The following is a 12,776-nucleotide window of genomic DNA, read 5'->3' as shown; positions in this document are numbered from 1 at the left end:
CTGACGGTACAGCGAGCTTAGAACTGGTAATGAACACCTAAATAGACTGTGCCTAAATCACTGTCTAAGGTTTCATTGGCGCTATTTTCTAAATCGGTATACAGCATTTCATAGGCAAGGCGAACATTCACTTGATTACTAAACGCCACGTTAAAACCCGCTCCCCATAGCCAGCCTGTGCCATCGTAATCTGGGGTACTCTTGACGTTAGTTTTTGCCATACCGGCTTTAATAAACATTGAGTACATCGGGCTAAAATAGTGATGAAACTTTGCCGACAGAGATAATTGGTCTGCTTTCACATCGCCATCATCAACAAAATTATCGGTTAATATGTAAGTCGACTCTAAGGCAAAGTTTTTACTAAAATAATAACCACCATATAAACCATAACTTATCGCTGACTCATCGAAATCACCCGCCGACAATTGCGCATTGCCGCCTAAAACACCAAGATAATAGCCCTTAATATCGGGCACATTGACGGCCATTGACTGGCTTGACAACAAAAGTGCGGTTGCCGCAGCGGCGCTGATAGTTGGTCGTTTCATCAAACCCTCACATAACATTAATAACAAGCTATCAACATAGTAGACTAAAACCTTCCGGATATTAAGCCTTTAATGTCATTGAGTTGGATGATGAACAGCCGGTTTATTCCACCAACGGTACTAGAGCGGGGGCGAAGCGACAATAGCGAACCAGCTGTGCGATGAGTCGGTTGTAGAGGTCCTCTTCGATATAAGGAAGCTCTTCGGTATAAACACGACTATCAAGCTGGGTAGGTAAAATAAATGTGGCGAGTCTATCAATGTCTTGGCTAATTTTATCTTTGTCGTGAGCAGTAAAAAAAGCAGCCATCGGGTAAGCATCGGTTAAATAGGCGCGGCGCAAAAAAGCAATGTAACCATCAAATTGACTATCCCAATTTAAATTACCGTTACATTGCGCCTCAAAACACAAAGCCTCAATAACCCGTAACACCTCCCCTTGCAGGCTTGGTGCTTTACCGCGCGCTGGTACTAAGTTTTCCCAAATCCACAGTGCGGTATCTTGGCTATTGCCATTGAAGGTGACCTGAGTAATTTCACTAGCTTGCGTCATAATAATGGTGAGTCTATGTCGAGATTGCCACTATCATACCTTAGCGATAATAAAAAAGCGGCTATTTGCCGCTTTCAATTAGACGATTGCAGAGTAACTAGCGACCAGTCAATAGCGCCGGTTAACCTCGGCGGCGATAGCCAAGCAGCAATAACAAAGCTAACGCACCCACACCCAATGCGCCGCCGGAGACTTCCACCACTTCAACATAATCAACATCATAATCGCTGCTTTGCAAAGGCAAAGCGTACAAACTGTCGCTGTCATCACTGCTAAAGGTGGCAACAATATTGGGATTACCTAACTCATACAGGTCGATTAACACATCATAACTGTCAGTGGGGTAACCAGTATGTAGTGTGCTTAACACTTCAAAGTCATCGTCAGTATTATCATCAATAATAGTAAATATATCAGTGGTATAATAAAGCTTCCATGGGCCACCATTACGGCTTAGGTATAAATCTGCAAACACTTGTGCCCGCTCGCCGACATAGTAACCATAAACATCAGCATCAAAAGTGACACTGAAGGTTTGGTAATATCCGTCACCATTATTATCGGTAAACATACGACTGTAGGCATCGTAAATCGCAAACTCTCGATACATAGGTAAATCCGCAGAGAAAATGTCAGCTGCGGTCACCGATTGCTTTGCAGCAATATCTGCTCGTATCGCTTTAACCGCAGCAGGCGACATCCCCTGCACTATATCTTGCTTATGTAAGCGATATTTTTCAGCCTCTGGCATCGATTCAACCGCTACCGCCGCCGCGACACTTGACTGCTGTAATCGACTCTGCAGCGCAGCTTGTTTTTGTTGCTGACTATATTGATGCGCCTGATTAAACTCGACGGAAGATACACCTTTATGGACAGGGGCCGCCTCATCTGCGGCGACACTATTGACCGTCATGATCAGTACACAACATCCCAGCCAAAGCGCAGATTGCACACGGCGTTGTAATTTGGGAGATGACCTTAGGACCGATTCCTTGATCTGTTGAAATGGCTTCATATTGATTCTCCAACTTAACCACTAAGTTGTTATCAATTAAAAGCGATACTAAATGAACATACGCTGAACAAAACAGTAACAAGCCAAAAGATAAACTCTATAAGCAACAACAGATTATCACCAAAGGCCAGCATTCAGCTGATGTTCATTTTACCTGCGCCATCATAGCAACAAGTCGCAGTTAAGCGGCTTTTAAGCAGTGAGATGTTTCCTATTGCTATGGGATCTTTTACACTGGGTAAAGTACCAATGTTTGGAAGAGTTAGATGAAAAAATCCCTCAGTGTCATTACCTTAGTTTGTGTATTGCTTAGCTATTCAAGCTTGAGCAACGCCCAACTAAATGCGGGGATTAGTCTTTATGGCAACAATAAACCGCCAGCCAACCAAAAAGCCAAACCACCACGGTCTAATCAACTTGTGGTGAAAAGTCGTAATCAAGCGATTAGCATGGCCAAAAGCCAGTATGCTGCCAAAGTACTCAATGCTCAGCCAACCCAAATTAATGGCAACCCAGGATATAGAGTCAAGCTGCTAAATAATGATGGGCGCGTATTTTACGTCAATATTGATGCGAGAACCGGTCGGATGAGCCGTTAGCGAACCCCAGCAAAGGAGGCATTGGCATGCGTATCTTGTTAGTTGAAGACGATATCGAATTACAACAAAACCTCAAGTTACAGTTACAAGAGACTCAGTTCACCGTTGATGTTGCCAGTGATGGTGAAGACGGGTTATTTCAAGCGCAAGAAAACCCTTATGATGCAGCGATTATTGATGTTGGTTTACCCAAGTTAGATGGCATCAGCTTAATTCGCACTTTACGCAGCCAACAAATCGATTACCCAGTATTGATTCTAACCGCTCGCGACAGCTGGCAGGACAAAGTTGAAGGCTTAGATGCAGGCGCTGATGATTATCTCACTAAGCCTTTCCAACCCGAAGAGTTAGTCGCGCGTATTAAAGCACTAATCCGCCGCTCAGCGGGCAAGTCGAGCCCGATAATCAACCATGGGCCTTACATGCTAAACACCAGTAGCCATGAGATCACGGTGGCAGGTCAAGCCATTAAACTCAGTGGCTCAGAGTACAAGTTATTTGAGTACTTCATGTTGCACCCAGCTGAAGTCATTTCTAAAACGGTGCTGATTGAGCATATTTATGATCAAGACTTTGATTTAGACTCCAATGTTATCGAAGTCTTCATTCGCCGCTTACGTAAAAAGCTAGATGCTGACAATCAACACCTGCCCATTGAGACGTTAAGGGGCCAAGGCTACCGACTTAGAACCTATTAGTCATGAGCACAACTACGAGCAAAGCAACAAGCAAAAAAGTGAGCAAAGGGGCTGGCCAAGCGGCGAGCGCCCCAGCACTGTTGACTAAGCTGGGCATTCGCTCTTTGCGGTTACGCTTGCTCGGTAGCGCACTCATACTGACTTTAGTGTTACTGCCCATCATTGGCGTCACACTCAATAATGCATTTCGTGACTATGTTAGTCAGGCAGCAGAGAACGAACTCAGCGCCTACTTGTATTCCGTATTAGCCGTCACAGACGTCGACAATCATTCATTGTTTGTCCCTGAGTTACTCACCGAAACCCGATTTAATGTGATTCAATCTGGATTATATGCATTGATTTCCAGCCCGATTGACGCCACTAACTCCCTAAGCGGCCCAGTAAATGTGACACTAAACCCAAACCAACAACTGCTATGGCAATCCAATTCCTACAGTGGTCTAAATGCTCCCGCATCGCTACCTAGTCCAGCTATAGGTCAAAACAGTTTCCGGCAAATATCCATCAACGATAAACCGTTTTTAGTGTATAGCTTAAGTGTCAGTTTTCTTCAGAAAAATAGCTTAAAAGAAAGCGCTAAAGTGACCCTGCATGTACTTAAAGAGCGAGCGGAATTTCAACTTCAAATAGAAAAATTCAGCCGCCAGTTGTGGACCTGGATGTTGATATTGATGGCGGTATTGTTCATCGTTCAGCTTAGCTGGTTAACCTGGACCTTACGTCCGCTAGCAAGGTTTCGCCACGAACTCACTGAAGTCGAACAAGGCCACTCCCAACAAATCAGCGGCCAATATCCCACGGAAATCAACGCCGTAGCGAAACAGCTCAATACCTTATTGACGGCAGAACAACGACAGCGCAGCCGTTATCGCAACGCGCTCGCTGACTTGGCCCACAGTTTAAAAACCCCTCTAGCGGTCATTCGCAGCCAAAAAGGGTTATCAGCTAGCTCTGCTGAGCAGGTCAATCATATCGACCAGATTATCAGTTATCAGCTAAAGCGCGCTAAAAGCGTTGCCAACAACGCATGGCATATTGGCATTAAAGTCAGTGATGTCAGCGACAAGCTGGTGCGTAATTTGCCCAAAATTTACCCCCATGTGCAGCTCAACTACCAGCAGCGCCCCACTGATGACGTGCTATTTTATGGCGATAATAGCGATCTCACCGAAGTGCTTGGCAATTTACTGGACAATGCCTGTAAAGCCGCAAAACAATCGGTCATGCTCAGCATTAATGTAGACCAGGAGCAGGGATTAACTTTAGTTGTTGAAGATGATGGTAACGGCATTAGTGAATCTGCACGGCAAAAGATTTTACAGCGCGGTATCCGCGCCGATACCTATGAGCAAGGTCATGGCATTGGCTTAGCAATTGTTAGAGATATCTGCCACAGTTACGACGCAACACTCACCATAGGCCAATCACCCAGCTTAGGCGGCGCAGCTTTTACGCTCTATTTTCCAAAAACAAGCCACCCCCACTAAAAACTGTCAGCTTATGTTCATTTTCACTTGGTTATTATAAGCGCAAGATAACCCATTAAGTGATAATGGAGCGCTTATGAAAACGTTAATTCGCCAATGGCAACTCGGCCTATGTTTACTACTATCGAGTGTTGGCTTTGCATTTGCCAGTGAAAATTACGATGATGACAAAGCCCAATTTAGTGATGCCGAAATGGCGCAGATGCTAGCGCCTATTGCCCTATATCCAGATAGCCTATTAACCCATATTTTAATTGCAGCAACCTACCCGCTTGAAGTGGTTGAAGCGGATCGATTTGTAAAAAAACATACAAAGTTACCGGTTGAGCAATTGATAGAAAAGTCCGAGTCGGAGCAGTGGGACCCAAGTGTTACAGCCTTACTTGCGTTTCCAACCGTATTAGAACGTCTCAGCGAAGATCTCAACTGGACCCAAGACTTAGGTGATGCTTTTCTGCAAGATGAAGCGGCTGTCATGGCCAGCATTCAAACCTTGCGCAAGCAAGCAGATGAAGCGGGTAACCTACAAGAAATGGATAATATGACGGTCACTAAAGTCAATAACCAGGTGATCATTGAGCCCAGTGAACCTCAGGTGATCTATGTACCTTACTATGATCCTCGGGTTGTCTATGGCTATTGGCGCTGGCATGCTTACCCGCCGATTTACTGGCACTACCCAAGCCATTATGTGCATTACCGTCACGGCTATTTCTACTGGCACAGTCGTACCTATATCAGCTTTAACTTTTACTTCAGTGCTTTTCACTGGCATAAACACCATGTTGTGATCACCCACCACAGAAAGTCACATCGATACCGTCATCACGGTCGCATTGTCACCAGCAAAGGGGCGCAGCGATGGCACCACAAGCCACAACATCGTCGTGGTGTAGCCTATCGTAGCCCTGTGGTTAAACAGCGTTATAACAGCCCAAAACCCAGCAGGTATTACAAAAATAATCAGCATGTTAAACACACCAGTTTGCAACAGAGCCCTAAGCATAATCACGTATCGACATCGAAACAGCGCGAGCAAGCATTCAGTCAAAAGATGCAGCAACACAAAGTGGCTAAACCGCAACATCTGGCGAATAACAAGCACCAGACAAAAATCGCACCTAGCAATAAAGCGGTTAAACAGCCTGCATTGAGTCACAACACGCGTCAATATGGCACCAATAAAGCCACGCGTGATAAAAGTACACAAAACAAGGCCACACGAGAGGTGTCAAAGTACTCAAGCAAAACTCAACGTGCTAGTCAGCCAAAAGCCAGCAGCTCAAGTCGGCAATACATTGGCCAGTCACCAAGTTACAGTAAAAACCGTACAACTAGCAGTCAGATGAAAAGCGCAAGGCCGACAAACTCTAGACAGGTAACCCGCTCGCCAAGCCACAGCAGCAGTCGCCAAAAAGTGGGCAAACAGTAAGCGACTAGGAGCGCTATCTGAGATAGTTAACCAAGTGCAATAAAAAACGCAGCCACTGGCTGCGTTTTTTTAATCGATAAACTATGCAAGGTTAGCTATAACCTAACTGCCCTGTTATTTGAGCAAAAGGTTCGCACTTCATTGTGCTAAGTCAGACATCACTATGTGCATAACTATTCACCGCTTTACTGGGCTTAGCCACTTAACACCATGCACTACCTTCCCTTTTTAGGCGAGCAAGACAAACCCAACAAAGGTGATCGCTGCTGCTATCAATGCATAAGGTAACTGAGTAACTGCGTGACTAACTAAGTTACAGCCAGATCCCTGAGCCGCCAATACCGTCGAGTCAGAGTAAAAACACGCCTGGCTACCAAATGATGAAGCCGATAACAACGCACCAATGACCAAAGGTGTATCAGCGCCAACCGCATGCGCTAGTGGCATCACAATGGGGATAGATACCGCAAAAATTCCCCAGCTCGATCCGGTAGCAAATGCCAGTCCCGCCATAGCCACAAACACCACTGCAGGTAGGAACTGCGCAGTCATATACGGACTTAAGCTTTCAATCACAAACTGTGGTAGCAATAACTTGTCGCACACATCCTTAAAGATAAACGCTGCGATGACCGTACCGATGGCAGGTAGCATGCTTTTGAAGCCATCAATCATCTGCTCCATCATCTCTGACAATGGCATCAAACGTTGCACCGCGTAATAGGGTAACGTCACTGCCAAAGTCGCCAGTAAGCCATACCAAATATCAATATCAAAATAGATAGTAAAGCCAACTAACAGAAAGATTGGAACAAAGAAGTTATGTAGTTTCCCTGAGTTATCCGCCTGTTCAAAACTATCTTCGGCTGCTTTTACCGCATATTCATCAGATGTTTGTACTTCATCTAAATTCACTTGCTTCAACGCTGGCTCACCATGTTTAGCCGCAAGCTCAGCTTTTTTCATCGGCCCAAATACTGGCACAATGCCAACAATCACCAATATCACCATGGCCACTGATAACCAGGCATACAACATATAGGGGATCGCTTGCATGTACACAGCAATCGCTTGCCCTTCTGGCGCGATACCGTTATCCACCAGCAAGCCGCCAAAAAATACCGCCCAAGTAGATAAAGGCACCAGTACACAGATTGGCGCAGCGGTGGAGTCGACAACATAAGCAAGCATCTCTCGGGAGACTTTGAACTTATCTGTCACCCGCTGCATGGTCGAGCCAACAGTCAACGCATTTAGGTAGTCATCAATAAAGATAATGACACCCAACACAAAACTCATAAATAACGACGAGCGTGGACCTTTGGCAAACTTAAGTGCGTGACGACCAAAGGCCATCGAGCCACCGGTGCGAACCAGTAGCGCAATTAACGCACCGAAACTACCACACACCAATATCAACCAACCAATGGTCTCATCCGCCATCACACTCAGTGAGATAGCAGCAAAATTAGGTAACACTTCCATAGGGTTAAGCAACAATAACCCTGATATCGCCCCCACAATTAGCGACAAAATAGGTCGACGCAGCCAAATAGCTAACACTAATACAACAACTGGGGGAATAAGACTTAACGCTGTCGGTTCAGACATGCAACTAGGTCCTTAATCTTCAAATGAATGCCGTCACATTCAAAGTTTGCTTAGGTATAAAGGCCGGGGTAACACCACGAATTCCTTTACAAATTTCTGCTTTTCTTATTGCGTTATTCACTGGAGTAACCAGCTCACTCCTTGCAGCATTTCCCGCATAAAAACATCGAGCAGAAAATAAGACCGAATTAGCAATGAGTCAATAAAAATTTAACTTAGCAACATAATTAGGGTCTATTTATCTTTCGAGCTTAATTTTTGCTCTATCTCAGTGGATAGAGTGCAAGGCATCGAGTTTCATGGCTTAGTAAGCTAAGCGAGAAGCTCGTAACACAGCAATCTATGCACTGAGAAGAGCCCTAAGGGCAGCGTTTGTTAGGCATTTCTGCTGCATTGACACTGATTCATGTAGAGCAACAACACATCATCTGCGCAGCTTTGCATAAAAGCCCAGCAACTCGCTGCAAAAATAACCATGAAAGGTCAACAGACCCTAATGTGAACAATGTAAAAATAAACTTGGCGACACAATTAAGGGCTGCTTATCTTTCTTGCTTGATTTTTGCTAGCCATAGCCTCAACAGACTAATGTGAACAATGTAAAAAATAAACTTGGCAAATTGACTCACAAAAATCAATCAGGGGCCTGTTGGTACGCACGAGGGGAAACCCCCACATATCGTTTAAAAGCACGAGAGAAATGGGCAACGTCAGCATAACCAAAATTGCTAGAGATATCGGTAACCGAATAGTTCCCCTCTTTAAGCAGGCGTTTAGATTGACTAAAGATAATCTGATCAACAATTTGAGAGTAACTCACGCCGGCCTTAGTTAAGCGCCGCTGTAAAGTGCGCACACTCATATTGACGATAACCGCGGCTTGAGCAATGGGCAAGCGGCCAAGCATAAAATAAGGCGTTAACGCGTTGACTAACGACCCAACAAAGTCAGTAGGAGCCGAAATACTCTCGGCTCTTTGTAATGGCTGCCTTAAGTGTATTTGGGTATGCACTGATTCAGGGCTAAAGCTAATCGCTGTGACGGCTCTATCAGTGTAAAACTGGCTTTTAGAAAGCCCAAGCGCTGATTGAATGACATCAGCTCGATTATCACTCAGCGCCACATCAATCGGTTGCCACGCTTTACCTAATAAACTGCGGGCCAAGGCCACCATAAAGGTCAAAGCAAATTGCTCTGCGATGTTAGAGCGAACTTGACCGGCATGGGCTCGACGTTGGCGAACAAACCACACTTTATTTTGAAATCGCTTTATCTGCAGGTGGGTGTGGGTCGATTCGTCATGCACGATATCAATAAACTGTGCTAAGGCATGCTCTACCGTTGACACACCTGACATTTTGGCAAAATAACGCGGCAAATAGATTTTCTCTGCCACGGTACCTATCACTTCAGAAAATTTATCGGGGCCAACCTTGCACATTAAGATCTCGAGCAGATTAATCACCGATGCCTCAGGCACATAATCGTGATTTTGCTCTAGAATATTTTCCGGCAGATTAGCACGGTCGATAATGGGATAAATATCCCGCTCAAATTCTTTCAATAGTTCAACAAGCACAACGGTATATTCACTTTGAAAAAGAGCAACAATGGTTTTGTTTGGCATCACTGTACTCCCTTTTTAAACGTGGATTTACCTATCTGCGCCACTAGAACATATAAGATAAGGTCAACATAGGCCCATGAAAGCCATAGTAGATATTCATATCTGTAAAATCGCCTTCAACATCGACATCTACCTTATAGTACTTATAAGACAAGTCGGTGAAGAACTGCGGGGTAATTTGGTATTCAATGCCACCACTAAAATCAAATAAGCTACCACTCACCTCATCCACTTTAAGATAAAAATACTGACCATGAGCGGTAATACGCCAATTGTCAGCAAATGAGTAAGCCGCCAGCACACCAATATCCGGTAAAGGTGCGGTCATTTCGGTAAACACCACTTGGTTGGGGTCAATATTGACCACTTCACAAGTCTCATCGACACACAGACCTAAGTCACCACTAAACCCAAGCTCGAGCCACATCACATGCAAACCTAAGGTGGCAATTAAGTCCCAACTTTCATCTTTATAAAAGCGATATCCATAACCAATACGTGCAATATCAACGTTAAACGTGGTGGTGATTTTTGCCCCTGCCTGAACATTGAAGGTTTCACCGGTATCAGGATGTTGGAACTCATAGGGAACCGTAATGGTGGTGTTTTGAGCGTCGCGATGCAGGCGCTTCCAATCACCATAAAGAACATGATCATCATAAAGCCAGTAAGCAAGCTCAATAAAGGGCAGAAACTCCTGCTCAACCAGTTCAAGGTCGGTTTCAAAATCTAAGTCAAACTCTTTATCGGTTAGTGGGCTGGTGACTTCCATGCCACTGTCAGAGTTAGAATAAAACCCGCCGACCGACAATCGTAATGACCCGGCATCATCGGCATAGGCCGCTGAGCTAACGACACAAAAACAACCAATAAATAACTTACTGAGAAATGACTCAATCCGTGTCATTACACCCTCTCTATCCGTTTTAAAAATGACCAGTTGCGACTTTCAAGGAAAAACGAAGCAAACACCATATAGACGCCAACCATCATCAGTTGCGCAATCCGCATATAAAAGTTCTCTGCCACATCTTTATCTGCTGATGATACCGTTGAGCCGACAACCACAATCAACGCCGAAAAAATCCCGGCATAAAGTTGGGCTTTTTCAGGCTCTAGGTAGATTTTACGCGCGAACAGTATTGCAGCTAAACACGCCAGTACCACATAAAAGGCCAGCTCAGGTACAATGACCAACAGGTTATAGAACACAATGGCGAGTATCCCTCCCACGCCGTTGGTTAAAATCAAAAACAAACTGACTTTGACACTTTTCTCACCCGCCGCTTGTAACGACAAAATCGCAATGAATATCATGGTGAGTAACGCCCCCGAGATCTGCAAAAAGTAGAAAAAGCAAATCACAGGAAAAGCCAGTATTAATGCTTTAAAGGCTTCATACATCCTATCTTCACGACTTTGAGCCGGCATAGGATGTTGCTCACGCTGTGCCGATAGATCAGGAAATAGTGCATGAACAAGGGCAAAAATGGCCACCGCCACCACGCCAGAAAAGCTCAGGCCAACACCCACTAGCAGGGCCGCGCCCGGTTGCAACATCCCCATATAAGGTAATAGCAACACCGCAATGATAAGTACCGTGGCAAAGAAGTTCCATTTAGGGTCGGTAAACAGGTAATAGGCCCACAACATCAGCATTGCAATCAAAGGTAATAACACCGACGCGTATTGGGTGGGGCCAAAACTGACCAACCAACCCAACAATATCGTTACCACCATCGACAATAACAACTCATAGACGGTTTGCACGGTGGGCTCTTGGCGATCAACTAAAAACTTGGCAACAAACACAGGGACAATGAACGCCAGCGGCCAAGCAAAGGCCGCGGAGATTGCGACAGCTAAGCCAACCCCTAAGGTAAATCGTAATACCTTACGGGTATAGATTTGCTCTTCTGTCGCTATCACATTACCTGACATAAGATAACCAGCTCACAATCCGAATATAAGCTTTACCAAATAAGTTCAGCAAGCTGTCGTCATCGGTGTACACAATCACATCGGCTTGACCACCTACCCGCTTCAAGCCTTTGGCCTGGTCTTCATCAAATATAATGGTCACCGGAAAGCGCTGCGACTGACGTAACCACCCCGTTTGTCCAGACACAGTTGCAAGCTTGCCCACTTGCTCGTTTTGCCCCCAATCAACCCCATAGTCAATGCTGCCAATACGCCCTTGAAACACTTTGCCTGGGGCAAAATCTAAGGCAAATTCGACTTTATCGCCTGCATTCATGTTGCCTAGACTATTTTCACGAAAGTAAGCTTCTATCCACACATTCTCGGCACTAATAAAGGTCATCAACGGCTGCCCCGTATTGGCAAACACCCCTTCTTTTAGGCGAAAATTAGATGCAGTACCTAAAGTTGGTGCACGAATATCGGTACGCTGTAAATTAAGTTGAGCTTGCTGCAACGCTAATAGCGCAGATTTCACTTGAGTATTGTTTTCTCCTTCCATACCCAAACGCTCTTCAGCCTTCGCCAAATCTGCCTTTGCTGCCGCCACCGCGGCTTCCGCGCTGGTTAATGAGGCTCTCGCATTATCAGCATCCGCTTGCGACATAACCCCTTTTTCAGTCATTGCAAACACACGCTTTGACTGAACCTGCGCGTTCTTATAGTTAGCAATCGCATTGGTCACTTTAGCTTGAGCTGCGGTCACATTGGCCGTTTGCGCGCCCATGTTTTGCCCTGCTTGCTTTAAATTCTGCTCGGCAGATTTCACCGCAATTTCATAATCTGACGCGTTGACCTTAGCGAGAATCTCACCTTCTTGTACTAAAGTGTTGGGCTCAACCAAGATATCAACAATTTCACCAGATACTTGCGGGCTAATAGGCACGACAAACGCGCGCACTCTGCCAAGATCTGTTGAAGGGATAAAGCGATCTGCAATCAAATGAAAAACAAACATCGCTAGGGCAAAAATCAATAAATAATTAGTCGCTTTACGAATCTTATTGGTTTTAGTTTGGCTTGCCTGAATATCGGCATCGTTAGACTGGGTATCAGTGGAGGAATCCGCCGCTGTAGCGACTTGCGTATTAGCTTTTTCTGACATCTCACTTCCCTATAAATTAGCTGACATTGCCTGGTGACTTGAAATGTCACGACCAAGTTAAGCATAGTGAATAACTGCGCAATGGGTTAGCTAAAAATTAGCACCTAAGTGA

At 45.1% G+C, this 12,776-nt stretch carries 12 protein-coding genes; 4 read left to right on the top strand and 8 right to left on the bottom strand.

The features are described from left to right. Positions 1–17 precede the first annotated feature (17 nt). The 3 genes from ACHUFW_RS02090 to ACHUFW_RS02080 all read right to left on the bottom strand — a co-directional run bounded on the left by ACHUFW_RS02090 (position 18) and on the right by ACHUFW_RS02080 (position 2,122). Positions 18–551, bottom strand: coding sequence for an outer membrane protein (locus ACHUFW_RS02090; protein WP_394200328.1), 534 nt, complete (start codon positions 549–551; stop codon positions 18–20). 103 nt (positions 552–654) lie between these two features. Continuing rightward, positions 655–1,104, bottom strand: a complete 450-nt coding sequence (locus tag ACHUFW_RS02085; protein WP_394200327.1) for a hypothetical protein — start codon at positions 1,102–1,104, stop codon at positions 655–657. 121 nt (positions 1,105–1,225) lie between these two features. Continuing rightward, the gene (locus tag ACHUFW_RS02080; protein WP_394200326.1) at positions 1,226–2,122 is read right to left on the bottom strand and encodes a choice-of-anchor H family protein; all 897 of its coding nucleotides are present in this window, start codon (positions 2,120–2,122) and stop codon (positions 1,226–1,228) included. Positions 2,123–2,388: 266 nt separating this feature from the next. Between ACHUFW_RS02080 and ACHUFW_RS02075 the strand changes: the two genes are divergently transcribed. The 4 genes from ACHUFW_RS02075 to ACHUFW_RS02060 all read left to right on the top strand — a co-directional run bounded on the left by ACHUFW_RS02075 (position 2,389) and on the right by ACHUFW_RS02060 (position 6,341). Beyond that, complete coding sequence (locus ACHUFW_RS02075) at positions 2,389–2,721, top strand: PepSY domain-containing protein (RefSeq protein WP_394200325.1); 333 nt, start codon at positions 2,389–2,391, stop codon at positions 2,719–2,721. A 26-nt stretch (positions 2,722–2,747) separates the two neighbouring features. After that, positions 2,748–3,419 (top strand): response regulator transcription factor, encoded by a 672-nt coding sequence (locus ACHUFW_RS02070; RefSeq protein WP_394200324.1) that lies wholly within the window; start codon positions 2,748–2,750, stop codon positions 3,417–3,419. A gap of 2 nt (positions 3,420–3,421) precedes the next feature. Next, entirely contained in the window at positions 3,422–4,909 is a 1,488-nt protein-coding gene (locus ACHUFW_RS02065) for an ATP-binding protein (RefSeq protein WP_394200323.1), read from the top strand. A gap of 76 nt (positions 4,910–4,985) precedes the next feature. After that, on the top strand, positions 4,986–6,341 hold the full coding sequence (locus ACHUFW_RS02060; protein ID WP_394200322.1) for a DUF3300 domain-containing protein: 1,356 nt from the start codon (positions 4,986–4,988) through the stop codon (positions 6,339–6,341). A gap of 228 nt (positions 6,342–6,569) precedes the next feature. Here ACHUFW_RS02060 and ACHUFW_RS02055 read toward each other — a convergent pair whose 3' ends face one another. From ACHUFW_RS02055 to ACHUFW_RS02035, 5 genes are all read right to left on the bottom strand, one after another. Then, positions 6,570–7,952 carry a Na+/H+ antiporter NhaC family protein gene (locus ACHUFW_RS02055; protein WP_394200321.1) on the bottom strand — a complete coding sequence of 461 codons (1,383 nt, stop codon included), beginning with the start codon at positions 7,950–7,952 and terminating at the stop codon, positions 6,570–6,572. Positions 7,953–8,586: 634 nt separating this feature from the next. Then, positions 8,587–9,579: a helix-turn-helix domain-containing protein gene (locus tag ACHUFW_RS02050; RefSeq protein ID WP_394200320.1), complete on the bottom strand. Its 993-nt coding sequence runs from the start codon at positions 9,577–9,579 to the stop codon at positions 8,587–8,589. A gap of 43 nt (positions 9,580–9,622) precedes the next feature. After that, positions 9,623–10,486 carry a hypothetical protein gene (locus ACHUFW_RS02045; protein ID WP_394200319.1) on the bottom strand — a complete coding sequence of 288 codons (864 nt, stop codon included), beginning with the start codon at positions 10,484–10,486 and terminating at the stop codon, positions 9,623–9,625. Next, on the bottom strand, positions 10,486–11,520 hold the full coding sequence (locus ACHUFW_RS02040; RefSeq protein WP_394200318.1) for a DUF2955 domain-containing protein: 1,035 nt from the start codon (positions 11,518–11,520) through the stop codon (positions 10,486–10,488). The genes ACHUFW_RS02045 and ACHUFW_RS02040 overlap by 1 nt, the downstream gene beginning before the upstream one ends. Then, positions 11,510–12,664: an HlyD family secretion protein gene (locus ACHUFW_RS02035; protein WP_394200317.1), complete on the bottom strand. Its 1,155-nt coding sequence runs from the start codon at positions 12,662–12,664 to the stop codon at positions 11,510–11,512. Before ACHUFW_RS02035 ends, ACHUFW_RS02040 begins: the two co-directional genes overlap by 11 nt. Positions 12,665–12,776: the final 112 nt, after the last annotated feature.

The sequence above is a fragment of the Shewanella waksmanii genome (assembly GCF_043643685.1).
GTDB lineage: Bacteria > Pseudomonadota > Gammaproteobacteria > Enterobacterales > Shewanellaceae > Shewanella > Shewanella waksmanii_A.
The sequence above is the reverse complement of the archived record's forward strand: the minus strand, read 5'-3'. Positions and strand labels throughout refer to the sequence as shown.

Excerpts from the sequence above, each read along its gene's own strand:
- ACHUFW_RS02045 (WP_394200319.1), bottom strand. The coding sequence starts at position 10,486 with ATGACACGGATTGAGTCATTTCTCAGTAAGTTATTTATTGGTTGTTTT.
- ACHUFW_RS02035 (WP_394200317.1), bottom strand. The coding sequence starts at position 12,664 with ATGTCAGAAAAAGCTAATACGCAAGTCGCTACAGCGGCGGATTCCTCC.
- ACHUFW_RS02040 (WP_394200318.1), bottom strand. The coding sequence starts at position 11,520 with ATGTCAGGTAATGTGATAGCGACAGAAGAGCAAATCTATACCCGTAAG.
- ACHUFW_RS02050 (WP_394200320.1), bottom strand. The coding sequence starts at position 9,579 with ATGCCAAACAAAACCATTGTTGCTCTTTTTCAAAGTGAATATACCGTT.
- ACHUFW_RS02065 (WP_394200323.1), top strand. The coding sequence starts at position 3,422 with ATGAGCACAACTACGAGCAAAGCAACAAGCAAAAAAGTGAGCAAAGGG.
- ACHUFW_RS02075 (WP_394200325.1), top strand. The coding sequence starts at position 2,389 with ATGAAAAAATCCCTCAGTGTCATTACCTTAGTTTGTGTATTGCTTAGC.
- ACHUFW_RS02070 (WP_394200324.1), top strand. The coding sequence starts at position 2,748 with ATGCGTATCTTGTTAGTTGAAGACGATATCGAATTACAACAAAACCTC.
- ACHUFW_RS02090 (WP_394200328.1), bottom strand. The coding sequence starts at position 551 with ATGAAACGACCAACTATCAGCGCCGCTGCGGCAACCGCACTTTTGTTG.
- ACHUFW_RS02080 (WP_394200326.1), bottom strand. The coding sequence starts at position 2,122 with ATGAAGCCATTTCAACAGATCAAGGAATCGGTCCTAAGGTCATCTCCC.
- ACHUFW_RS02085 (WP_394200327.1), bottom strand. The coding sequence starts at position 1,104 with ATGACGCAAGCTAGTGAAATTACTCAGGTCACCTTCAATGGCAATAGC.
- ACHUFW_RS02055 (WP_394200321.1), bottom strand. The coding sequence starts at position 7,952 with ATGTCTGAACCGACAGCGTTAAGTCTTATTCCCCCAGTTGTTGTATTA.
- ACHUFW_RS02060 (WP_394200322.1), top strand. The coding sequence starts at position 4,986 with ATGAAAACGTTAATTCGCCAATGGCAACTCGGCCTATGTTTACTACTA.